The organism is Hyphomicrobium zavarzinii ATCC 27496 (assembly GCF_000383415.1).
Taxonomy (GTDB): Bacteria; Pseudomonadota; Alphaproteobacteria; order Rhizobiales; family Hyphomicrobiaceae; genus Hyphomicrobium_C; species Hyphomicrobium_C zavarzinii.
In genome coordinates, this window is the sequence record NZ_KB911260.1 from 23055 (window position 1) to 44616 (window position 21562).

At 62.8% G+C, this 21562-nt stretch carries 19 protein-coding genes; 3 read left to right on the forward strand and 16 right to left on the reverse strand.

Annotated elements, in window-relative coordinates; translation table 11 throughout:
* Positions 1–116 precede the first annotated feature (116 nt).
* A complete protein-coding gene (narL, locus tag F812_RS24335; RefSeq protein WP_020087113.1) occupies positions 117–905 on the reverse strand; it encodes a two-component system response regulator NarL in 789 nt (262 codons plus the stop codon).
* A 28-nt stretch (positions 906–933) separates the two neighbouring features.
* On the reverse strand, positions 934–2823 hold the full coding sequence (locus F812_RS0116600) for a histidine kinase (protein WP_020087114.1): 1890 nt from the start codon (positions 2821–2823) through the stop codon (positions 934–936).
* Between F812_RS0116600 and F812_RS0116605 the strand changes: the two genes are divergently transcribed.
* Entirely contained in the window at positions 2822–4231 is a 1410-nt protein-coding gene (locus F812_RS0116605; RefSeq protein WP_020087115.1) for a PAS domain-containing protein, read from the forward strand. The two genes, F812_RS0116600 and F812_RS0116605, sit on opposite strands and share 2 nt — an antisense overlap.
* Positions 4232–4243: 12 nt before the next feature.
* On the opposite strand, the gene F812_RS0116610 is transcribed toward F812_RS0116605, so the two are convergent.
* Genes F812_RS0116610 through F812_RS0116620 form a run of 3 tightly spaced genes read right to left on the reverse strand, consistent with a single transcriptional unit; the run spans position 4244 to position 8883 of the window.
* The gene (locus tag F812_RS0116610) at positions 4244–5767 is read right to left on the reverse strand and encodes a PepSY-associated TM helix domain-containing protein (protein WP_020087116.1); all 1524 of its coding nucleotides are present in this window, start codon (positions 5765–5767) and stop codon (positions 4244–4246) included.
* On the reverse strand, positions 5764–6348 hold the full coding sequence (locus F812_RS0116615; RefSeq protein ID WP_020087117.1) for a hypothetical protein: 585 nt from the start codon (positions 6346–6348) through the stop codon (positions 5764–5766). Before F812_RS0116615 ends, F812_RS0116610 begins: the two co-directional genes overlap by 4 nt.
* A 27-nt stretch (positions 6349–6375) precedes the next feature.
* Positions 6376–8883 (reverse strand): TonB-dependent siderophore receptor, encoded by a 2508-nt coding sequence (locus F812_RS0116620; protein ID WP_020087118.1) that lies wholly within the window; start codon positions 8881–8883, stop codon positions 6376–6378.
* 435 nt (positions 8884–9318) lie between these two features.
* Here F812_RS0116620 and F812_RS0116625 point away from each other — a divergent pair, with 435 nt between their 5' ends.
* The gene (locus F812_RS0116625; RefSeq protein ID WP_020087119.1) at positions 9319–10308 is read left to right on the forward strand and encodes an endonuclease/exonuclease/phosphatase family protein; all 990 of its coding nucleotides are present in this window, start codon (positions 9319–9321) and stop codon (positions 10306–10308) included.
* Positions 10309–10335: 27 nt separating this feature from the next.
* Here the strand turns inward: F812_RS0116625 and F812_RS0116630 are convergent, their stop codons facing one another.
* The 11 genes from F812_RS0116630 to F812_RS0116680 form a co-directional block, all read right to left on the reverse strand.
* The gene (locus tag F812_RS0116630; RefSeq protein WP_245257699.1) at positions 10336–12360 is read right to left on the reverse strand and encodes a protein-L-isoaspartate(D-aspartate) O-methyltransferase; all 2025 of its coding nucleotides are present in this window, start codon (positions 12358–12360) and stop codon (positions 10336–10338) included.
* 16 nt (positions 12361–12376) lie between these two features.
* Positions 12377–12823: a DUF2267 domain-containing protein gene (locus F812_RS0116635; RefSeq protein WP_020087121.1), complete on the reverse strand. Its 447-nt coding sequence runs from the start codon at positions 12821–12823 to the stop codon at positions 12377–12379.
* A 59-nt stretch (positions 12824–12882) separates the two neighbouring features.
* Positions 12883–13398, reverse strand: coding sequence for an Hsp20/alpha crystallin family protein (locus F812_RS0116640; RefSeq protein ID WP_020087122.1), 516 nt, complete (start codon positions 13396–13398; stop codon positions 12883–12885).
* Between the two features lie 65 nt (positions 13399–13463).
* The gene (locus tag F812_RS0116645) at positions 13464–13883 is read right to left on the reverse strand and encodes a CBS domain-containing protein (protein WP_020087123.1); all 420 of its coding nucleotides are present in this window, start codon (positions 13881–13883) and stop codon (positions 13464–13466) included.
* Positions 13884–13973: 90 nt separating this feature from the next.
* Positions 13974–14411 carry a universal stress protein gene (locus tag F812_RS0116650; RefSeq protein WP_020087124.1) on the reverse strand — a complete coding sequence of 146 codons (438 nt, stop codon included), beginning with the start codon at positions 14409–14411 and terminating at the stop codon, positions 13974–13976.
* 15 nt (positions 14412–14426) lie between these two features.
* On the reverse strand, positions 14427–14786 hold the full coding sequence (locus F812_RS0116655; RefSeq protein WP_020087125.1) for a hypothetical protein: 360 nt from the start codon (positions 14784–14786) through the stop codon (positions 14427–14429).
* Between the two features lie 209 nt (positions 14787–14995).
* Positions 14996–17527, reverse strand: a complete 2532-nt coding sequence (gene mgtA, locus F812_RS0116660; protein ID WP_026868210.1) for a magnesium-translocating P-type ATPase — start codon at positions 17525–17527, stop codon at positions 14996–14998.
* Positions 17528–17530: 3 nt separating this feature from the next.
* Entirely contained in the window at positions 17531–17824 is a 294-nt protein-coding gene (locus F812_RS0116665; protein ID WP_040498729.1) for a hypothetical protein, read from the reverse strand.
* 29 nt (positions 17825–17853) lie between these two features.
* On the reverse strand, positions 17854–18297 hold the full coding sequence (locus F812_RS25645; RefSeq protein WP_020087128.1) for a host attachment protein: 444 nt from the start codon (positions 18295–18297) through the stop codon (positions 17854–17856).
* A 225-nt stretch (positions 18298–18522) separates the two neighbouring features.
* Positions 18523–19167, reverse strand: coding sequence for a response regulator (locus F812_RS0116675; protein ID WP_020087129.1), 645 nt, complete (start codon positions 19165–19167; stop codon positions 18523–18525).
* A 4-nt stretch (positions 19168–19171) separates the two neighbouring features.
* Positions 19172–20542: a sensor histidine kinase gene (locus F812_RS0116680; protein WP_020087130.1), complete on the reverse strand. Its 1371-nt coding sequence runs from the start codon at positions 20540–20542 to the stop codon at positions 19172–19174.
* A gap of 489 nt (positions 20543–21031) precedes the next feature.
* Between F812_RS0116680 and F812_RS0116690 the strand changes: the two genes are divergently transcribed.
* Positions 21032–21499 carry a cupin domain-containing protein gene (locus F812_RS0116690; RefSeq protein ID WP_020087132.1) on the forward strand — a complete coding sequence of 156 codons (468 nt, stop codon included), beginning with the start codon at positions 21032–21034 and terminating at the stop codon, positions 21497–21499.
* Positions 21500–21562: the final 63 nt, after the last annotated feature.

The following is a 21562-nucleotide window of genomic DNA, read 5'->3' on the forward strand; positions in this document are numbered from 1 at the left end:
GCCACCTTTCCCTCAGAGCGGCGCACAGTACGAAAAAAGCCATGCGGTAAGCATGGCTTTTTTTGTTTCTGGAGGGAGAGTAGCGCGCGCGGCGGCAATAGCCTTCGAATGGCGATCTAACGGCGCGCTATTCCGTCTCCTTTGGAGGGCACGGCGCTTTGCGGCGCCGACTGTTGCGAGGGCGCGTTCGGCTTGCCGGGGGCGCCGGGCGGGTTGTTGAAATTCCAGTCCTCCCGGTCCGGTCCGAACGGACAGCAGCCGGAAAGCTCGCAGCGCGGCTTGCTCTGGTGTTTCCAGACCGCCGCTTCCAGGCGGCTCGTCAGGTTCAATTTGCGCAGCAGGTTCTTGATGTGAACCTTCACTGTCGTGCTGCTGATCCCGAGATTGCGCGCGATCGTCTTGTTGTTCAGCCCGTCAGCCAGGCACTGGAGAATCTCATGCTCGCGGTCGGTGAGGCCGCTGTCGCTTGTGTTCTTCTTTGTAGCGGGCTCCAGAAGCGCGTTCTTCAGCACCTCCGTCAGCCGATCCTGCAATACGGTTGTGCCGGTTGAGGCCTTGAGCAGGTTCGTGCAGAGGTCCTCCGGCTCCATGTCCTTCAGCAGGTAACCATCGGCGCCGGCGCGAAGGGCTTCCAGCAGGTCTTCCTCGGCATCGGACACGGTGAGCACGATGTAGCGCGCGTCGAGATCGGTAGCCTTGAAGCGGCGGAGCGTTTCCAGCCCGTCCATGCCCTTCATGTTGAGATCGATAAGAACCATGTCGGGCTGGAGTTTTTGGGCGCAGTCCAGGCCTTCCTGGCCGGATGCGGCTTCTCCGACGATCTCAAAGTTTTCGTTGTCCGAAATGATCTGCCCCACTCCCTTGCGGAACAGGGCATGATCGTCGATGAGCATGACTTTGATCATTCGCAATTGCCTTCAATAGTCATTCTACCTACTGCGCCAAACTCGGCGTGAATGTCAGCCTCACCCGCGTGCCGCCCTGCCGTCTGGTCATCACCTCGATGTGTCCGCCGAGGCTGTAGGCGCGCTCCTTCATGATGGCCTGTCCGTGATGCCCCTGGCCATCGGTCGGCGGGCTATATCCCACTCCGTCGTCGTCTATTGTAACCAATACGGAACCATTCCCCTGCATGGAGAGCCCGATGAATGCGTTGTTGGCACCGGCGTGATGGACGATGTTGGACAAGGCCTCGCGCACGACATGCAGGATATGAAATTCTTCGTTGACGGTCAGCCGGCAATTCACAAGACGGTTGTCGAGCGTGATGGAAAGTGTCGAACGCTGCGAGAATTCGTCGATTGCCGATTGCACAGCATAGCCCAGCCCGCGCACGTCCATGTGCACGCGGAAGGTGGCTAGCAGCTCGCGCAGCTCGCGGTAAGCATTATCCAGTCCTCTTCGCAGCTCCTTGATCACAACGGGGCTGTTGTTGCCATTGCTCGTATTGGCGCTGCTCGATTGCAGCCGCGCGAGCTGGATTTTCATGAAGGAGAGGGATTGGGCGAGGGAGTCGTGCAGCTCGCGCGCAATGGCTGCCCGTTCCTCGAGAACGGCGATGCGCCGGCCTTCCTGGTCGTGGTTCTGGAATTTCGCGGTCATGGAGAGAAGCCCCGCCGTGATTTCCAGCACGCGGATTTCGGTTTCGTCGAGAAAGCGGCCTTTTTCCATCTCCACCAGGAGCGCACCGCGCTCGCCGGACGGCTCTGCAAAGGCCACCGCCATGCACCGCACCTCCTCGTTTTCCGCGTATTTCTGCATGAAGGTCGAGACTTTCGCCACGCGAAGCTCGCTGACGATGGCGTCGCTCAGGGGGCAAGGCTCGTGGTGCGAGTAGACGGCTCGGCCGGTAGGTGCGCTGGCCTCGTCCTCGGTGTAGAGAATGGCCGCATTGTTGACGTCCAGAGAACGTTCCAGCGAATAGAGCATCTTGCGGAGCGTGGCATCGATCAGCGGCTGATCGTTAATCAGCTCGACGAACCTGGCGAGAAATTCCTGCGCGCCGATCATGCGCCGCAAATGCTCGCTGGTCTTGTTGGCCCACGTCGCCTCTGCAACGTAGCCTTCCATGCGCGCCGTCATGCCCGACACCCTCTGCTCGAGGCGCAGCAACTCATCTGCTTCGGGGCGGGCGGTATCGTAAACGAATTTTTCCGGGATGAATTCGATCAGCCGGTCGATGCGGTCAACGAGCACGCGCCGCGTTCCCAGTGCAATTCGTGCAACGCACAAAATGACGAACAGCAGGCCCATCAACTGCAGCGTCGCGATAACCGATTGCTTGGTTTCGACGTCGCGCTGCAACGCGACACCCAGCGATGCGTAGGACGCAAGGACTTCGTCCGCCAGCAGCAGGCGTGTCGCGATCGGCGCATCCTCCTCGCGCGCGCGGCGAAGGCGCTCCTCGGCCGCGGTGATGTTTCCGACCTCCGTGCTCAGGTTGGGGCGATCCCGCCTGATGAGCCAGACAACCTCTCGATCACGGGCGTCGAGCGGCTTTTCGCTCAAGTGGTTGAGAATGGTTTCGGCGTCGCGCGCGGAGCTCGCTCTCGCTAGCTCGAGCTGACCCTTCCAGTGCAGTTGCTGCTCGTGAATCTTGTTGGTGACGGAGTGGCTGACGGGAATATAATCGATCAGAAATAGCGATCCGGCCTGGATCAGGATCGATGTCAAAGCGATGCAGAGCAGCAGGGTCAGGATTCTCACATAGATCGTGTGTTGCCCGAGCTTTCGCAGCTCGGCGCACGCCCGCCGGAAGCGTGATGGCGAAACGCTCGAAAATTTATCCGCGAGACTGCGCAGAACCTCATGGGCCGTCGTCATGAGCCTCGAGGTTTTCTGCATGGCGGTGCTGAGCATCGTCTTCCTGATCGTTTTCGGTATGTGGTGGGATGGTAGCGCTCCGCTCAAGATCCATCTAGCTGCTCTTACCGTCACCATGGTGGTGGTGGTGACCGGCGTGTTGATGATCTCTCTTTATCCGTTCGTCGCTGCGCGGCGGCCCTCGCGGGTCAAGGAAAGCAATCTCGATACCATCGAGTGGGCGAGCGACGTCTCGCGCAAGCTGTCGACGCCAGCGGCCATTCTCGATGCCCAGTCGACGGTCGTCGTCGCCAACAAGAACTTTCTGGCCGAGCTCGGCATGCACGGCATGAGTGACCAGATCGTCGGGATGCCGATCTCCAACCTGGTTCATCCGAGCGATCACAACACGCTCGCGAAGTTCATCGCGGCGGCGGTGCGAAACGATCTCAGCAACGATACGGTCGCGCTCAGGATGCTTTGCGCCGATGGCACCATTCTCAGGGTGCACATGTCGCTTTCTCCGTTGCACGAGGAGGGGAACTCCGGGCTCAACCTGCTGCAGTTCTCCGTGCTGTCGTCTCAGCGCACGGCTGCCAGCGATCCCATCGGGGAGTACGACTATCATCTGCTGATCGACCGCATCGAGCAGATCGTCTTCCAGATCAATGCCGATCGGGACCTGATTTTTCTGAACCCCTCCTGGGCGGCCTTGCTGGATCACACTGTTCAAGAGAGCCTGAACAAGCCGTTCGTCTCCTTCGTGCATCCCGAGGACAGGCTGCTCGTCGAGGCTCACGTCAAGGCGCTCACCCGCGGAAAGCGCAACAGTTGCCATATCGAAACCCGCATGATCGCAAAGAACGGCACCTCATACTGGGTGCAGTTGCGCGCGAAATCCATGTCTTCGCTCAAGGGGGAGAAGACAAGCGTCATCGGAACGCTTACTGACGTAAGTCAGATGAAGCGCACGGAAGCGAGCCTGCGCGCGAACCGGCGCTCGCTCAGCATGTTGCTGAGCAACATTCCGGGGATGGTCTACCGCTGCAAGAACGACCGCAACTGGAGCTTCGAGTTCGCGAGCGACGGGTGTCTGGATGTCACCGGCTACGAGCCCTACGAAATCGTGGGGGACCCGAACTTTTCCTACGTCGAGATCATCCATCCGGAGGACCGCGCCGTTGTGTGGGAGCATGTCCGTCAGCAGGTGGCCATGCGGCGGAAATTCCAGATGATCTACCGGATCATCAACCGGACGGGGAACGTCAAATGGGTTTGGGAGCAGGGGAAGGGCGTGTTCTCGAGCACGGGAGAGCTGTTGGCCCTGGAAGGGTTCATCACCGATATCGCCAGCGCTGACGAGAGCGATAGCGCGATCCTCAAGGGCTTTCAAAAGCTCTTCGCGGGGCAGACACTCGTCAGTCCGTGATGCCGCTCTGAGCTATGCCCGGGAGAGGTGGGGAGCGCTTCGCCGAACTGCGGATGCAAGGACGCAGAGACCCGCGATCGCGAGCGCCGCGCTAACCCAATAATGGACGGGATCCGTTGCGCGGCCATACCACGTGAGGGCGTGTAAGCCGACTGCCGCAAGAATGGTCAGGCCGGCGAGGACGCGCAAAAGGTGCGTCAGGCGCACCGCGTCGGGCGCGAGGGGCGCTGAGGAAATCGCCAGTGCCGTTACGGCGGCGTAGATGGGAACTGCGTAAGCCTCTCCGATAACGAAGATCGTGAGCGCTGCGGCGGCGATGGCGAGCGGCTGCCCCCAGGTGACAGCGCTCCAGATCTTCTCCCAAAGCGGCAAGGGGCGGCCCTGCTCACGGCGGCGCGCGAGCCAGATGGCGATGCCGCTATGAGTGACGACGGTGAGTGCGAAGCCGAGAAGTCCGTACGCGATTTTGACGACGAGGCCGCCGAACCATCCGAAGTGCAGCGGCTGAAGTGCGCCCAGGATCTGCTGGCCGACGGTGCCGGTCTCGAGCCCGCCGTCGCCGAGCGGCTTTCCCGTGCCATCGAAGTAGTAGCTATTGGCCATGGCGAGATGACCGGGGGTGCGCATGCCGAGATGGACGACCTGCCCTGCCTTGGCGATGTCCTGCATGTTGACACTTACAAACATGGCGCCCGGCTGCCCGGCTTGAACGTGGCGCATCATGGCTGCGACGTCAGGAACGGGAGCGGCGGTCTCGTTCTCGGTCGCGCGGGGACCGAGGATCGTTGCGAAGGCTTTCTCGGTGTCTCCGTCATAGGCGGCAAGCGCCAGCACGCCGACGATCAACGTGGAGAGGCCAAGCAGTGCTCCGGTGGTGGAGACGACGACGTGGAACGGAAGCCCCCAGACACCGAGGCGGTTGTGCAAGTCTGCCTGCTCGAGACGGCGGGAGCCGCCCCACCTCAGCGCGAACGCATCTTTGAATAGGCGCGGATGGGAAAGAAGCCCGGAGATCAGGGAGGAGAGCAGCGTTACGCCGGTGAGGCCGACCAGGAACAGGCCCCAGGTGCGCGGCAGGTGAAGATGGATATGGAGCGCTCCGACGAACTCCGACCAAGGCGCGTGATGAGCAACGGCGAGATTTCCGGCCGCGTCGCCGATCCAGTTGCCTTCGGTGCCGGTCGCGTCGTCGTGAAAGTTGACCAGCACCCGGCTCTGCGCCGGGCCGGGACCCATGACGAAGAGGTCGTGGGCGGCTCCGGCTGCGAGCGCTTTCTCGTAGCCCGCTCGGACGAGTGCCGAGACGGCCTCGGATGAGAGCGGCGAGTTCACCACGGGCGCGTCGGGCTGCTCCCAGCGATGCAACTCGTGCAAGAAAACGGCGAGCGTGCCCGTGAGGCAGACAATGTAGATGAGGGCCGCAAAGGCGATGCCGAGGGCAGAGTGTCCGGCCAGCATGGCGCGCACGAACTGCGGCGGAAGAAGCGGTCGCTTCTTGGGCTTCGCCGGAATGCTGGTCGCCTGCGGCGCGGTCATGAGAAAGCCTTTGGTAGGAACGCCACGCCGTATCCGAGGGCGGAGATCGCGACAAGGATGATGGTTGCGCGTGTAAGGCGGGGGTCGCACAAGGTCCACGCCATGCCTGCGCCCCAGAGCGCGGGGACGAGCAGGCCGCCGAGGACGGCGCGGTCCTGCGGCGGGAGCGGCAGATGGATCGCGGCGACAACTCCGACGCCGATGGATGCGATGCCCGCGAGGACGATGGCGAGAAGCGCCTTGCCTATCCCGCGCCGCCAGTTGGTCGGCCGCTCCTCGGGATCGACGGTTCCTTCGCGGGTGCGGGCCTTGTTCGTCCGCCTCTCGAAGGTAGCGGCGATGACGGCGTAGGATGCGAGCGAGAGTATGCCCAACGCGTATGTGGTGCCGAGCTCCGCGCCCCAGGCTTCCGCGAAAGCCAGCAGAGAGCCTGCAATCGCGATCCAGCCGCCGATGAGGAACGCCCTGCCGGCCTTGCCTCGCTCCAGCCAGCGCTTTCGCAACATGACGACGCCGGCGGCCAGAAGCAGGCCACCGGCGATCGATAGGAGAATTGAGAATTCAATCGAGCCGACCGTCAATGCCGGGCTTTCCTCTCTGTGTCGGGATCAGAATTTGTAGGTGAAGCCCGTGATGATGGTGCGCGCTTGACCGATGAAGCAGTCTCCGCGGTAGGCGGCGCAGGAGGTCACGGTGTACTCGTCCTCCAAGTTCTGCGCCGTCAGCTGCCATCGCCAGTCCGGCGTTTCGTAGGCGACCATGGCGTCGAACAACGTGAACGAGGGCGTCTCGATGAGAATTTCCTGCTGAGTGACGATATCGCGGCCGTGGCTTTCGCTTCCGCCCACGTAACGCACGCCGCCTCCGAACGATAAGCCCCTCAGAGGGCCATCCAGCACGCTGTAGATCGCCCACAACGAAGCAAGATGCTGGGGAATGCCGTCGACCCGCTTACCCTCCATGAACTCCGGAATGCCGGAGGCAAACGGATAAAGCTCAGGATACTTCTCGAAGGTGGCGTCGGTGTAGGAATACGAACCGATGACCTTGAGCTCCTTCGTGACTTTGCCGACGGCCTCGATCTCGAAGCCGCGCACCTTGACGTCGGCGCCCTGCACGGCAGCGAAAAGAACGTCAGGCTGCACGATCTGGTTTTTCTCGGTCAGCTCATATGCGGCGGCATTGATCGCGAATGGCGCGCCGTTCGGCTGATACTTGAAGCCGATTTCGACCTGCTCGCCTTCGATCGCGCGCGCGGGCTTCCACGTTGCGAACGGCGCCAGAATATTGGTGCCAACGGGTTGTCCAGGCAGCGGGGAGAATGAGGTCGAGTAGCTCACGTAGGGCGTCAGGCCGAAATCGAAATTGTACATGAGGGCCGCGCGGCCTGTGGTTGCCTTGTCGTTCTCGTCCGCCGCGCCATCCTCCTCGATCTTGAGCCAGTCCTGTCGCAGGCCGAGCACTGCGCTCCAGGGGCCCATCTTGAGCTGATCCTGGATATAGAGTCCGGTCTGGGTCTGCGTTTCAGTCGGGCGGTTCGTGAACGGAAGCGCGTCGGGCGAGACGAGGCCGTCACTGAACGAGATGAGATAGGTCGATTTCCCGTATTGGGGATTGTACAGGTTGAACCTCGGCTGCAGTCCGAACCAAGGTGGCGGCAAAATGGGGTTGGTCGAGGCTTCGGTCAGCAGGTTGTCGACGAGCGTGCCGGCATTGGATTGGTCCGTCTCGTAACGCATGTAGTCGAAGCCGCCGGTCACCTTATGACCCACCCATCCCGTGGCGAAGGTCGCGGTGAGATTGGTGTCGGAGTTGAAGACGTCGGTGTCCTGGTATGTGGCCGTGCGGGCGCGGGCGACATCGGTGTGTGTGGCGTTCAGGAACGGCGCGTTGTCTCCTACAAGCGTGCCGGCCGGCACGCCGAACAAGCTCAATGCTCCGCTTATCACGCCCATGCGTGCCGGCGTCAGAATGGCCGCGTAGGTGGAGTCGTAGTCGTTCTCCGTGTGCGCGTAGCGGGACGCATGATGAAGCTTCAGGTCGTCGCTGAACTTGTGATCGACGAAGACCGATGCCGATTGTGCTTCGGTGTCGTAGTGATCGGTCGGCTCGCCCGTGAACGTACCGCGCCTTAGCCGCTGTCCAGTTACGGTGTTGGGATAGAGCGTTCCCTCGGCCGGCATGAACTGCTGGGTCGAGCCGCTTTGATCGTCGCGGAAGTTGCCGAGGACCGTGATGCTCGTGTCGTTGGTCGGGCGATAGGTGAGGGAGGGCGCGAGCATGAGGCGGTCATTCTCGACGAAGTCCACCTGGGTATCTGCGTCGCGCGCGAGGCCCACGATGCGGTAGAGCCATTTACCGTCGTTGGTGAGCGGCCCGGTCATGTCGAGCTTCACTTGCTTGAAATCGAAGGAGCCGTACTCGACACCGATCTCGCGATAGGGGATCTCGCTCGGAAGCTTGGATGCGGCGTTGACGATGCCGCCGGTCGGTGCCTGTCCGTAGAGCATGGAGGCCGGGCCGCGGAGCACCTCGAAGCGTTCCATCGCGTATGGCTCGATTGGAACCGTCGTCTGGCTGTAGCCATAAGTCGTGCGCAGGCCGTCGACGAAATAGGAGCCCGCTATGCCGCGGATGATGGAGGAATCGCCGCGGCTGTCGAACCCGTACGGATCGGCGAAGACACCCGGAACGTAGCGCGTCGCTTCCTGCAGGGTCTGGGCACCCTGATCGCGAATTTGCTCTTTGCCGACGACGGAGATGGATTGCGGCGTTTCTCTCAAGGGCGTGTCGGTCTTGGTGCCGACGGACGAGTCCGTCGCGACGTAGTCCTTCACGGGAGACGCACCGTTCGTCACTCCGGCCGGACGGGCCTCGGGTGCGGCTGCTGCTGCAGCGGCCTGCGGTTGCGCGGCGGCCTTGGGCGCAGCCTTGGCCTGGACCTTCTTTGCGGGGGCTTTCTGTTTTGCCGTTTTGGCTGTGACCTCGATTGGCGGAAGCTCGGCGGGCTGAGCGGGCTTGGCCGCTTCCTGTGCGGAGGCTGCTGCCGGCAGCGTGGCGAGCGCCAAAGTGGCGAAGACGTGCCGATAGGCACGCGGTGTCGTGGATCGTGTCATGAGTCCCCAGCCCCAATTCAATCGCGCAGACGTCGAACTATTTTGGCTGGCGATACCGGGAGAAATCCGGCCTGGGCTGGCTATCGACTACTCTGACATGAAACAGTCTACCCAGTCCGGCCTCTTTGTCTACCGTCCGGGTATAGATTCTGCTCGCGCGTGACAAAGTTGCTCGCTCGGGGGCTCCCGGCTGCGGGTGAGAGCTCGCGCTTCCCCGTCGGTGGAGGGATCGCTGGCGGTGTTCGATCCTGCGCGCAGTGGGCTATCTCTCGATTTTGATCGCAATCAACGTAGTGGGCGCTACGCGGCTATTGGTGTGTGAGGCCGGGCCGATTGCGCGCGCTTTCCAGGGGCGGCGCCCGGTCGCGCTCCTCGCGGGCTCCTCACCGAACCGAGGCCGCGCTAAGATCGATCCGCCGCAGGAGGGAATGCAGGATGCGCATTGCCACGTTCAACGTCGACAGTCTGGACATGGGGCCGGATGCGCGCATTCCTTTGAGCGACCGCATTCCGATCCTGCGGCCGCAACTTGAGCGCATGCGTGCCGACATTGTCTGCCTGCAGGAGATCAACGGCCAGCATGGATCTCAGCACGGATCCGGCCAGGGTCCGCGGATGCTGCTGGCGCTCGATGCCCTGCTCGAGGGCACGCCGTACCAGACTTACGCCCGCGCGATGACGACTGCGCCTGGCCGCGCAGGGGCGGCCGATGTGCACAATCTGGTGACGCTCTCGCGCTGGCCGATCAAAGAGAGCCGGTCGATCCGCAACGATCTCGTGCCGCCGTTGCATCATCGCGCTCTGACGGCCATACCGCCTGATCCCCAGCCCCATGACGTCGCGTTCGAACGGCCCATTCTTCTCACTGAGATCGAGATAGCGCCCCACGAGGTTCTCTCGGTCATCAACGTGCATTTTCGCGCGCCCCTCGCGGCCCCCGTCGCAGGCCAGAAGGAAAGCGCGTTCGTCTGGAAAACGGTGTCGGGGTGGGCGGAAGGATATGCCCTGGCCGCTTGGAAGCGCACGGCCCAGGCGCTCGAGGCGCGGCTTCTGGTCGATAGCCTGATGGATGCCGATCCGACGCGCCTCATCGCCGTGGCGGGAGACTTCAATGCCGAAGATCACGAAACGCCGCTCAAGATCCTGATCGGCGCGGAGGAGGACACGGGGAACGGGCTTCTGGCGCAGCGCGCGCTCGTGGTTCTCGACCGGGCTCTTGCGGGCGACCGGCGATTCAGCACGCTGCATCACGGCCGCGCGCTTATGCTCGACCATATCCTGGCGAGCCACGCGCTGCTGGCGCGGCTCAAGGGCATCGAGATCCACAACGAGGCGCTGGGCGACGAGATCGTCAGCTTCGGAAAGTTGCGGCAGGAGGTCGGCTCGTTTCACGCGCCGCTTGTGGCCGAATTCGACATCGGGTGAGGCGGCGCGCCGTGCCGTCGCGCGCCGCTAGACGCCGAACGGATAGGTGTCGGGAAGGCCCTGCAAAACGGCGGTGTCGAACGGCGTGATCGCGCTCGTCCTGTCTATCCAGATGAACTCGTCGAACTGCCGCGGCAGCACGGCCTCGAAATAGTGGCTCGCGAGCTCGCTTTCCGGGCGATAGACGACGCCGATGGCGCGCTCCAGCCGCGGCGCCGTGAGACGATCACGCAACTCCGCGCGGGCGCCGCCGGAAAGGGGCACAAACAGGCCCGGGGCGTTCGTCAGATGGAACAGACGTTCGTAGCTCTGGGGATGGGCGGCCCGCACCTGCATGATCTGCATCGGGGCCTCCCACGAGGACGCCGCGGCGACGGTTCCGTCGTTGGTGCCGAAACCGATGTGGTAGGTCTCGCCCGGCAGATGCTGGCGGCAGAGTTGTCCGATGTTGTGCTCGCCGCGCTGGGCCATCTCGGTCGCCAAGGCGTCTCCGATGTGCGAGTTGTGCGCCCAGACGACGGCCTTCGACTCCGGACCGCGGTGGTCGAGAAGGTTCCGCAGGGTCTCGAACATGTGGCTGTCGCGCAGGTTCCAGGAGGCGCGCGATCCGTAGTACATGGTCCGGTAGTAGCGCTCGGCGTTGGCGACGAGGCGGGCATTCTGCGCGGCATCGAAAAAGCGGTCGCCATCCTTCAGAACATAGCTCTGCTGGTTCTCGAACAGCGTGGTCAGCATATGCGCCACGTCGCGTTCGCAAGCCCTGAAGCCTTCAGACAGCACGGCGTGGCCATAAGCAGCCGGATCGGCCTCCCAGGGGCTGAGGCAGCCGTAACGCTCGCGGGCGACGGTGGCGAGTTTGGGGTCGATCTTATCGAGATAGTGAACGACGGACCGAATGGAGCCGTAAAGACTGTAGAGATCCAGGCCGTAAACGCTTGCGCGGCTTTGCGGGGCAAGCGGCTCGTTGTGGCCGTGCAGCCAGTCCACAAACGCCCGCGTCTCCTCGTTCCGCCACATCCAGGTTGGGAAGCGTGCGAACGCAGTCCAGTCGGCGCGTTCCAGATGACGGTGGCGAACGTAGTTGTCGATCCGGGCGCCATCGGGCCAATCGGCCTCCAGAGCGACGATGTCGAAGCCCTTCTGCTCGATGAGGCGCTGGGTAATTCTGGCCCGCATCCGATAGAACTCGGAGGTACCGTGCGTCGACTCGCCGATCAATACGATCCTTGCGTTTCCGATGCGCCGGAGCAGCGGATCGAGATTGGCCTTATCGGGGTCTGTGAAGCTCTCGGCATGTTTGGCGATGATGCCAGGCGTCGAGATGCTGACGGCGGGGCGGGTTTGGATCACGCGCGGGGCGCGCGTTTCCCACTCGCTGTCCTTGCTTTCCCATCCCTCCTTGCCAATGAGGGGCACGAAGCGGACGTCGGCGATGTCCTCGCGCTGGTACTCGTCGTCGTCCAGGCGTGTGACGCGGACGAGTTCCTGAGCGCGCGGATCGCGTCCGACCGGAATGACCATGCAGGCGCCGATCTTTAGCTGATGCAGCAGGGATTTTGGAATATCCGGTGCGCCTGCCGAAACGAGGATCGCATCGAAGGGAGCGTGGTCCGCCCAGCCCTCGGTCCCATCGGCATGGCGAACGTGGACATTCGTATAACCTGCGCTCTCGAGATTGCTCGCCGCTTTCTCGGCGAGCTGGCCGATGCGCTCGACGGTGAAGACCTCGCCGGCGATCTCCGCCAGAACGGCCGCCGCATAGCCGGAGCCGGCGCCGATCTCCAGAATCTTCTCTCCGCCCTCGAGCCCGAGAGCCTCGACCATGAAGGCGACGATGTAAGGCTGGGAGATGGTCTGCTCCCCTCCGATGGGGAGCGGGCTATCGGCATAGGCTTCCTGCTTCAAGTGCTCGGGAACGAACTGCTCGCGAGGCACCTTGCGCATGGCGGCGAGCACGAGGGCATCGCGCACGCCGCGCGCCTCGATCTGCCCGGAGACGAAGTGCTCGCGGCTTTCGCTGGTCTCCGCTGGTCGCGTGGTACGCTTTGCCATGGCTTTGCTCATGTCATCAGAGGCGCTGCCGGTATGTTCTCGCGGTTTCCGGCCATAGCCTCTTGACGTCTTGGGGGAGCTGATCGATCACCTGCGAAATCTCGCCCGCATCGCAATGGTGCGCGAGGAGGGCGAAGACATCCTGCACGGCACGCTCGACGTCGCGCCGCCGCGGTAGAAGCTTTATGGTAATCTCGTCGAGGAAGACTTCTTTCGAGCGGATGCGCTCAGGCGTGCGCGAGGGCTGCCACGCCTCGTAGTAGATGCCGCGGAGGAGCATCGGAAGCTGAGCGCCGAGCTCGACGGCTTCTTCGGGAGTTAGGCGATCGCGAAGCTGGTGCATCACGGCGCGCAGCACGCCGAGGGCTTCTTCCTCATCATCCAGCCCTGCGTTGTCGCGCAATTCTTTGAGCCAGACTTGAGTCTGCTGCACCGTGTGGGCGATCGAGGCGGGAATGGTCATTTGGCGCCTCCTTGGAGTGTGCGGGGCCGGGGTTCTGCTGGTGCCCGGCCCCAGGACCGTTACGCGGCTTTCTTGCTCTCGATCGGCGGTCTCTCCCCTTTCACCTCGATCTTCCGTGCCTTTTTCTGAACTTCCGTAGGCTTGGGAACGGTGAGGGTGAGGACGCCGTTCTTGAAGCTCGCCTGCACCTTGTCGGGATCGATCTCGAACGGCAGCGCCATGCAGCGCTGGAACGATCCGAAGGAGCGTTCGACGCGACGGAAGGTGCGGCCCTTCTCCTCCTTCTTCTCGTCGATCTCGGATTTCTTCTCGCCTTTGATGATGAGTTGGTCGCCCGAGACCGTCACATCGATGTTTTTCTCTTCGACGCCCGGGAGCTCGGCTGTCACCGAGATGTCCTTCTCGGTCTCGCTGACATTCACGCGCGGAAGGAACTCAGTGCGGGTCCAGGGCATCTCGGCGGACGAAAGGTCGCCGACCCAACCCGAGAAGAGATCGTCGATGTCCCGTTTTAAGGATTGGAGCGGGCTCGAGTCCTGGCTCCAAAGGGATGGAAGTGACGAGCGGAGTCTCATGGTGGCCTCCTGATTTTTGGGGGTGATACAAGTCGACACAAAAATAGAAAGGTGTGTGCGGGCCGTCAGCCGTGATGAGCGGAGACAGCCGCCATCACCTCTCCGGTGAGGGAGCGAGAGCCGGCGTGGGAGACGTCGCCGAGGCTCAACATGCCCACCATCCGCTTGGCTTCGTTGAGAACAGGAAGACGGCGGATCTGCTTCTGCTCCATAACGCGCACAGCGTCGGCGAGATCTTCGCTTTCGTTGCAGTAGACGATGCCTTTCGTCATCACGTCGCGCGCGGTGAGCTTGCTGCAATCCTTCGCTGCCGCGACGCCGCGGCACGTGATGTCACGGTCCGTGACGATGCCGATCAGGCGGTCATTCTCTCCAACAGGAATCGCGCCGACGTCATGCGTTTTCATCAACTCGGCGACTTTCGCGACTGAGGTGTCGGGGGCCACCCATTGTACGCCAGGGTGCATGGCGTTCTTGACTTTCATAACCGTGCCTCCTTCGAATTGGCTCCTTCGAAAATGCGCTACGATTGGTCAAAGTGCATCTCGGCGGCGGCTTCGCCGCGCACCGGGTCTTTACCGGCAGATGAGCACCGGAATCTTGCTGTGAGTGAGCACTTCCTGGGCCTGGCTGCCGAGAAAGAGCCGTTGCAGGCCGCGCCGGCCGTGCGACGACATCACGATCACGTCGCATCCGGTCTTCTCGGCGGCCGAGAGAATGCCATCAGCGGGATACTGATCGGGTTCGTGGATCGTCGTACACGCGATGCCGATCCGCTTGGCCATGTCAGAAACAGACGAGAGGATGTCCGCAGCATTTTCCTTGGCCGCCCGCATGTATTCCTCGATCGGAAATCCGATCTCGGTTTCTCCGGGCGCCACGGATGCGAGCGTCGGTGTGACCGTCACCGCGGTGGCTTTTGCGCCGAGTGCTTTGGCGAGCTCCAACCCGGTTTCAACAGCGATCCGCGCAAGATCCGAGCCGTCGGTGGCGATGAGAACATGCTTGAACATGCCATTACTCCGGCACTAGTGCCTCGCAGCTTCCGGATGCGGATTGGTCCAGCTGACGAGCGCGTGGGTGCCGATGCGCGCAAGCTTGGCGTATTCGTCCTGGTAATCCTGCGACGCCTTCAGCAAGAAGGTTTGGTAGGTCTGTGCGAAGTCGGTCGGGCAGGTGCAGGAGCCCAATTTCGAGAGCAGGCCCATATCCTCGGCGCTACGCCGTTGCAGGAAATTGACGTACTCCTTGCTCCAATCGGCAAACGCGGCGCCGATTTCCGCGTTGAGCGTTGCGGCGCGCTGCATGAATGGTGCCCAGTTCCAAGCGGATTTGAATAGGTCGCTGGTCTGGCGTGCCGTGAGCGGTGTCTCAGAGATGGTGAGCATGGTGAACCTCACACATAACGCAGGACAAAGTGGTGTGCTCGTGGAGCCTACAGGTAGGTAGGCGGATGTGTTTGATGGCGATCAATAGAAGAATGGCGCTGGGTTCATCAAAATCAATGCCCGGAGACGGCGGATTAAGTGGCGGATGTCATCCGGGATCGTTCGAGGCACTTGCCCGCTCTCGAAACGTAGCAATTGAAACGCAGTGTTCAGGAAACGCGCGCAGTCTGCGCGTAGATCGCTCGCTTCACGAACTCCACGGATGCCAGATAAACAGCGACGGTTGCGACGAGAAGCGCATAGAAGAGCGGTGGAAGGGGCACGAGACCGAACAGCGTTCCGAGCGGAGTAAAGGGGATCAGCACGCCTGCCAGCGCAACGCCGATCGAGAGAGACGCGAGCAGGATGTGCGGGCGGCTTTTCCAGGGGCGGCGATGGGTGCGGATGACCAGCACAACGAGCGTCTGCGTGGCGAGAGACTCGACGAACCAACCCGACTGGAAAATCTGCTCGTTGCCGCCAAAGAGTGTCAGCAGCGCCCAGAACGTGAAAAAGTCGAACAGCGAACTCAAGGGGCCGAGGATCAGCATCACGCGCTTGATGAGGCCGAGGTCCCAGCGGATCGGCCGCAAGACGGTTTCCGGATCGACCCGGTCGAACGGCACGCCGACCTCGGACAGGTCGTAGAGAAGGTTGTTGAGGAGAACCTGCGTCGGAAGCATCGGCAGGAACGGCAGGAACAAAGCGGCTCCCGCCATCGACACCATGTTACCCAGGTTCGAGCTCGAGCCCATCAGAATATACTTGGTGACGTTCTCGACCGTGCGGCGCCCCTCGCGTACTCCCTCCAGAACCACATCAAGGTTGCGGTCGAGCAGAACCATGTCGGCCGCTTCTTTTGCTACATCGGCGGCAGTATCGACGGAAATGCCGACATCGGCGACGTTGAGCGCGGAGGCATCGTTGATGCCGTCTCCGAGAAACCCCGCGACGTGTCCCGCGTGCTTGAGGGCGGCGAGAATGCGCGCTTTCTGTTGCGGCAGAACCCGGCAGAAGATGGTTGTGGACGGGAGACGGGCGCGGAGAGCTTCGTCGCTCAGGCCGTCTATCTCTGTGCCGGTGAGGAGGCCCGTCACCTCGATGTCGAGCTCCCGGCAGATGTGCTGGGTGATCCGCTCGTTGTCACCCGTCAAGATTTTCACGGTGACGCCGGCTTTTTTCAACTCGCGGATGGCGTTGGCGGCGTCGGGCTTTGGCGGGTCGACGAAGGCGAGGAAACCCGCGAATGTCAGATCCCGCTCGGCGGCGCGTGCGTCGCGCTCGCTTGGTCCGAGATTTCGAACCGCGACCGCCAGCACGCGATAGCCGTCCTCGCCCAGGCGCTCGAACTCTCCGGTCAGGCGGCGGGCCCAGGCTTCGTCCATGGGACCTGTCGCGCCATTCGCCTGCTCGAGCCGCGTGGACAGGGACAGGATGTCCTCGGGCGCGCCTTTGACCACCAGCAGGCGGTCTCCGTTCTTTTCGAGCAGGACGGATACGCGGCGGCGCTCGAAGTCGAACGGGCATTCGTCCACCTTGCTCCATCCCGAGTCGGGCAAGTTTTCGTGGGCGACGACGGCGCGATCGAGCGGGCTCGCAATGCCGCTTGCCAAGGTGCTGTTGAGATAGGCCAGCTCGAACACGCGCGCGCTTGGCGTGCCTTCGGCGTCGACGTGGTGCGCAACTGCGACGTCTGCTTGGGTGAGAGTGCCCGTCTTGTCCGTGCAGAGCACGTCCATCGCGCCCAGATCGTGGATGGATGCGAGCCGCTTCACGATCACGCGACGCTCCGCCAGACGGCGGGCGCCGTTGGCGAGGGTGACGGTGAACACCATCGGGAGAAGCTCGGGCGTGAGGCCGACGGCGAGGGCGAGGGCGAAGATGAGGGATTCGAGCCACGGCCTGTCGAAGAGAGTGTTGGCTGCAAGCACGAATAGAACGAGGAAGATGGTGAGCCGCATCATGAGCAGGCCGAAATCCTGGATGCCTCGCTCGAAGGCATCGCGCGGGCGCCGCGAGGTCAGCGATCGCGCCACGGCGCCAAGCTCGGTTCGCCGTCCCGTCTCGCAGACGAGGGCGGTCGCGCTGCCGCTGATCACGGAGGTCCCCGCGAATACGGCGTTCAGCGCTTCGGCAGGGCTACCGGATGTGGCCGTGGTCGCCGCATCCTTCGCGACGGGGTAAGGCTCGCCCGTCAGCAGGCTTTGGTTGACGTAGAGGCTCGCGGCTTCGAGCAGGCGGCAATCGGCGGGCACGATGTCGCCTGCGGAGAGACGGACGACATCGCCCGGAACCAGACGCTCGACAGGAAGCTCCGCCTCCGTTCCGTCCCGCACCACAGTCGCCTTCAACCCCACGCTCCGGCGCAAGGCGTCGACCGCGTTTTCCGCGCGCCGCTGCTGGACGACATCCAGGACGACGCTCAGGAGGACGATGGCAACGATGATTGCGAAGCTCAGGACGTCGCCGGTCCACGCGGACAAGGCGCTCGCGAACAGAAGGATCAGAATGAGAGGGTTCGAGAAGCGGTCGACGACAGCTCGCCACAGCGGGCGGGCGCGTTCTGCCAGCACGTCGTTCGGGCCGAATTTTTCGTACCGCTCGCTAGCCTCAGCCCGGGTCAACCCCCGGGACCACGGCTGTGGTCCCGGCAGGGTTTCGATCGGGGACTGCCAGAAGCGGGGCGGTGGCGTGCCGGGCATCCATCATTCCTTGCCTTTGCCTGGACGGTAAGCGGGAACGGCTTCGGGATGCTGATCGAGAAAGTGCTTCAGGCAGGCGAGAAGCTCGTGCACGTGCTTGTAGTCGCCACGATCGTGAGCTGCTTTTACGTCCTCGACGATCATGTGGCGGATGACCTCGGCTCCGTGCTTCTGCTGGAGAAGGGTGTTGGCGAGCGCAGCGGCGACGATATCGGGCACGTGCTCGTGCTCGGCGATGGCGCGGATCTCCTCATCGCTGAAGCCGCACAGCGCAACACAGTCCTCGAACGTGATCATGACGTCCACCACCCTGACAGCAGCGCGGGCTATGCGGGTCTTGCCTCCGCAAGGCGTTTCGCGATCTCCGAGATTGGCGCGCTCGCGAGATCGAGGAGAAGCTCTTGCTTGAGGTGGCTGCGGACGGCGTCGGACAGTTCCGGGCGCAGGTCTCCGATCATCTGGGGCGGGGCGATGATGATGAGGTGATCATACGCCTTCTTGGAAAGGCCGACATCCAGGGTGTGCGCCAGTTCCTTGGCAAAGTTCTTTTTCTCGGCGCGATGGGGATCGTGTTTGGGCGCGATTGCATGGCGCCCTGGGCCGACCGAGTCGAACGTTCGCGGCAGGGAGTCGCGAACCATGTCGCTCGATTTCGGTAGCTGGTGTTCCAGTCCCTCGACGAGGGTGAGGCCTTCCTTGGGGCTCGATTGCTCCAGGACGCGCGCACTTCCGGCGTCGGCGACCAGAACCCATGTTTTCGTGTGTTTCATCTGAACCTCCACATGGGAAAGTCCAACTGAAACGCTCAAACGGGATGATCGCCTTGCGCAAGATCAAATTGTTCCAGGCATCGGGGCCGGCGCGCGAGCCTGGGGCATGTTTATGGCCGTGGCCCCAACGGGTTGAGCTGCCTGCCGTCGTCGTGCGCGCGGAACGCGTTGTGCTCGATGTTCGCGATGGCGGGTCGTTTGGGCCGCGTGCGGGCCTTCGGTCGCTCACTCCACGAGCGAGGCGACGAGGCCCTGACGCATGCAGAGATAGACCAGCTCGATGTCGGAGCGCACCGCGAGCTTGGATTTGATCTCGCTGTGATAGTTGGCCACGGTCTTGGGGCTGAGGTTGAACGAGGTCGCGATTTCGTCGGTTGATTTCGCATCCAGGATCATGCGCAGGATTTCGAACTCCCGGGGCGAGAGCTGGTTCACGACGGAGGCGTCGTCGTAGAGCCTGCTCGTTGCGATGGCCTCGTTGATCTCGGCGCATAGTGCCGGGCGCCCGACGAAGACATCGCGGATGGCGCTCACCAGGATTTCAGGCGGGCTGCTTTTGGTGACGTAGCCGCGCGCGCCAGCGCGGAAAGCCTGTTGGGCATAGGTCGCGCTCGCGTGCATCGTGAAAATCAGGACGCGGGCATGCGCATCGAGCTGGCGGATCTGGCGGACGAGATCGATGCCCCCGCGCCCCGGCATCGATATGTCGATCACAACCACATCGGGCTTCGCCTTCTTGAAAGCTTCGTAGCCAGAGGCGGCGTCTCCAGCCTCGGCGACGACCTCGATTCCGGCATGTTTTTCGATCAGCCTGCGATAGCCTTCGCGGACGACAGCGTGATCGTCGACCAGCAGCACGCGGATGCTCATGCGGTCAGGCTCCCTGCTGCGAGGTTGGGAATTCGACCTGAAGGCCAAAGCCGCCGCTCGGAAGGGGACCCGCCGCAAGCTTTCCGCTGAGAGCGGCGACCCGTTCGCGCATGCCGACGAGACCGACGCCGGCGAGCGGAGCGGAGCTACCTGTGGCGGCCGATCCCGCTCCGTCGTCGACGACGGAGAGCTTGATGCGCTCTTCTGTGCTCTCGGCATCGCGTGTCAGCGAGACGGCTACGCGGCGCGCGTTGGCGTGCTTGGATGCATTGGTGAGAGCTTCCTGGACGATCCGGTAGACATGCGCGCTCGTCTCGGAGCGGAGCTGCTCGATTTCGCCGGCGGTCTCGATGGAGTACGTCGTGCGTCCGCGGGCGGCTCTGTTGTGCTGCTCGACGAGCGCCTTCAGGCTTTGCACCAATCCCAGATCGTCGATTTCCTGCGGGCGGAGATAGGTGAGCGTCCGGCGTAGCGAGATCATCAAGTCGGACGCCATCCTTTCGAGATCCTTTGCTTCATTCACGAGGGGAGGTGCCTCGGTCTGCGCGCTTTTGCGGATGGAAGCCGCAAGCGCGTTCAGGGCGGCGAGCCTCTGGGCGACATCGTCATGCAGCTCGCGAGCGATGTGGCGGCGCTCCTGCTCCTGCATATCGACCAGGCGCCGGGCGAGATCGGCCCGCTCCGACGTGGCCTTTTGAAGCTCTGCCGAGACCGCATTGAAAACTTCGCTGATACGCTGCAGCTCCGCCAGCCGAAACGCCGGAAGGCGGTATGAGAGATCGCCCCTCGCCAGGCGGTTGAGACCGGTCAGGATGTCTCGCGCGGGCAGCAGCGCGCGGTCGACGACGAGATACGTCACGAGGCACAGGGCCGCGACCAGCACGGCCGATAGACCAAGGAGTGGCGCGATGGTCGCCCAGGCCCGCCCGGCGGTCGCGGCGGGATCGAAGGTGGCGACGATGCTGCCTCGAGGCGCGCCCCGATAGACGAGGGGCTTCGCGGCTGAAAGGTGGCTATTCACGAGCAGGTGATAGGCCGCGGAAAACCAACTCGGCGCGGTCATCGACGTCGCGTCGAAGCCCGCGCAGCTCGAACGGTTGCGCGACAACTCCTCCGCGCTGAACTCAACGCATTGGCCGGGCTGCAAGGCATAATTCGAAACGAGATCCCAATCCGGGAAGCGGGCCGGGATGTCCGTCGACCTCGCGATGCGGGAGAGCTGCAAGTCGAGCTGGCGGCTTGCGAGCTCGACCAGATCCATGTTTTGCCGCTTGGCATCGCGGGCGGACATGTAGAGCGCGAGGCCTGATCCGGCGAGGAAGCAGGCGAGCGCCACCAGCGTAATTCTTCTCACCAGAAGCCATTTCAGATCCATGAGGAGACCTCGCCGTTCTCATTTGGGGGCAGGCTAGAGGGCGCCGGTAGGGCTGTGAAGGGCTCGGCGCCATCTTCGGGAAAATTTCACAAGCCTCCTCGGGCGATCCGCACTGTTCGTTGGGCCCGGCCATTTCTAGCTTCGGGCCGGCGGCTGGGTGTCGAGGAGGCCGGCGAACATGGAGTGGCTCGGAACAAGCCCCCTTCGGCACTGGTTGAGGTGGCTTTGCGGTGAGGGAGGTCCTCGCCGGAGGGAGGTGGCGATCCTTGTCTCTCTCTCGATCGCGGTCGCGGTGTCCGTTGCCTCGGCGGGCGTCTACCTCGGCAATCTGACCAAGACGGCGCGTGCTCAGGATCGCGCGAGTGCCGACACCGCACTGCCGGATGTCATGGGGAGCCGCTGCCAGGATCAATCTGCAAGATCAGCGTCGCGGTCCCCGGCCGTGGGTCTTGCAGATCATTTCAACGATGGAGGAGGAGAAGTTTTCCGATGAGAAAAAGTTTGATTGCGGCCGCGATGCTGGTGCTATCCGGCGCGGCTTTCGCGGCCGATCCCAATCAGCATGCCCGCGAGCTGACGCCCGCTGACATCAAGTTCGAGGACAATCCTGCGTTTCCCAAGGGCGCGCAGTCCATGCTCATTCATGGCGATCCGTCGAAGGCCGAATTCTTCATCATCCGCCTCAAGTTTCCGCCGAATTACATCGTGCCCGCGCACACGCATCCCGCGCTCGAGTCCGTGACCGTGCTCACGGGATCGATGGGAAGCGGAATGGGCGAGAAAGTGGATACGTCCAAGGGCAAGATGTTGGGTGCGGGATCGCTGCTCATTCTTCCCGCGAACCATGCGCACTATGTCTGGACGGAGAAGGAGGAGACGATCATCCAGGTGGCGGCCACCGGTCCGTTCGACATCATCTACGTCAATCCGGAAGAAGATCCGCGAAAGAAGAAGTAGGACAGCCTCATCTTATCGGGTGGCGCCACGGGCGCCTCCGACTTTGGTCAAGCAGGGCATTGT

What these genes read in the sequence shown, in the direction of transcription:
- F812_RS0116610 (WP_020087116.1), bottom strand. Translation starts at nt 5,767, where the DNA reads ATGACCGCGCCGCAGGCGACCAGCATTCCGGCGAAGCCCAAGAAGCGA.
- mgtA (WP_026868210.1), bottom strand. Translation starts at nt 17,527, where the DNA reads ATGCCCGGCACGCCACCGCCCCGCTTCTGGCAGTCCCCGATCGAAACC.
- F812_RS0116690 (WP_020087132.1), top strand. Translation starts at nt 21,032, where the DNA reads ATGAGAAAAAGTTTGATTGCGGCCGCGATGCTGGTGCTATCCGGCGCG.
- F812_RS0116650 (WP_020087124.1), bottom strand. Translation starts at nt 14,411, where the DNA reads ATGTTCAAGCATGTTCTCATCGCCACCGACGGCTCGGATCTTGCGCGG.
- F812_RS0116645 (WP_020087123.1), bottom strand. Translation starts at nt 13,883, where the DNA reads ATGAAAGTCAAGAACGCCATGCACCCTGGCGTACAATGGGTGGCCCCC.
- F812_RS0116635 (WP_020087121.1), bottom strand. Translation starts at nt 12,823, where the DNA reads ATGACCATTCCCGCCTCGATCGCCCACACGGTGCAGCAGACTCAAGTC.
- F812_RS0116620 (WP_020087118.1), bottom strand. Translation starts at nt 8,883, where the DNA reads ATGACACGATCCACGACACCGCGTGCCTATCGGCACGTCTTCGCCACT.
- narL (WP_020087113.1), bottom strand. Translation starts at nt 905, where the DNA reads ATGATCAAAGTCATGCTCATCGACGATCATGCCCTGTTCCGCAAGGGA.
- F812_RS0116665 (WP_040498729.1), bottom strand. Translation starts at nt 17,824, where the DNA reads ATGATCACGTTCGAGGACTGTGTTGCGCTGTGCGGCTTCAGCGATGAG.
- F812_RS0116600 (WP_020087114.1), bottom strand. Translation starts at nt 2,823, where the DNA reads ATGACGACGGCCCATGAGGTTCTGCGCAGTCTCGCGGATAAATTTTCG.
- F812_RS0116640 (WP_020087122.1), bottom strand. Translation starts at nt 13,398, where the DNA reads ATGAGACTCCGCTCGTCACTTCCATCCCTTTGGAGCCAGGACTCGAGC.
- F812_RS0116680 (WP_020087130.1), bottom strand. Translation starts at nt 20,542, where the DNA reads ATGGATCTGAAATGGCTTCTGGTGAGAAGAATTACGCTGGTGGCGCTC.
- F812_RS0116655 (WP_020087125.1), bottom strand. Translation starts at nt 14,786, where the DNA reads ATGCTCACCATCTCTGAGACACCGCTCACGGCACGCCAGACCAGCGAC.
- F812_RS0116675 (WP_020087129.1), bottom strand. Translation starts at nt 19,167, where the DNA reads ATGAGCATCCGCGTGCTGCTGGTCGACGATCACGCTGTCGTCCGCGAA.
- F812_RS25645 (WP_020087128.1), bottom strand. Translation starts at nt 18,297, where the DNA reads ATGAAACACACGAAAACATGGGTTCTGGTCGCCGACGCCGGAAGTGCG.
- F812_RS0116630 (WP_245257699.1), bottom strand. Translation starts at nt 12,360, where the DNA reads ATGGCAAAGCGTACCACGCGACCAGCGGAGACCAGCGAAAGCCGCGAG.
- F812_RS0116625 (WP_020087119.1), top strand. Translation starts at nt 9,319, where the DNA reads ATGCGCATTGCCACGTTCAACGTCGACAGTCTGGACATGGGGCCGGAT.
- F812_RS0116605 (WP_020087115.1), top strand. Translation starts at nt 2,822, where the DNA reads ATGAGCCTCGAGGTTTTCTGCATGGCGGTGCTGAGCATCGTCTTCCTG.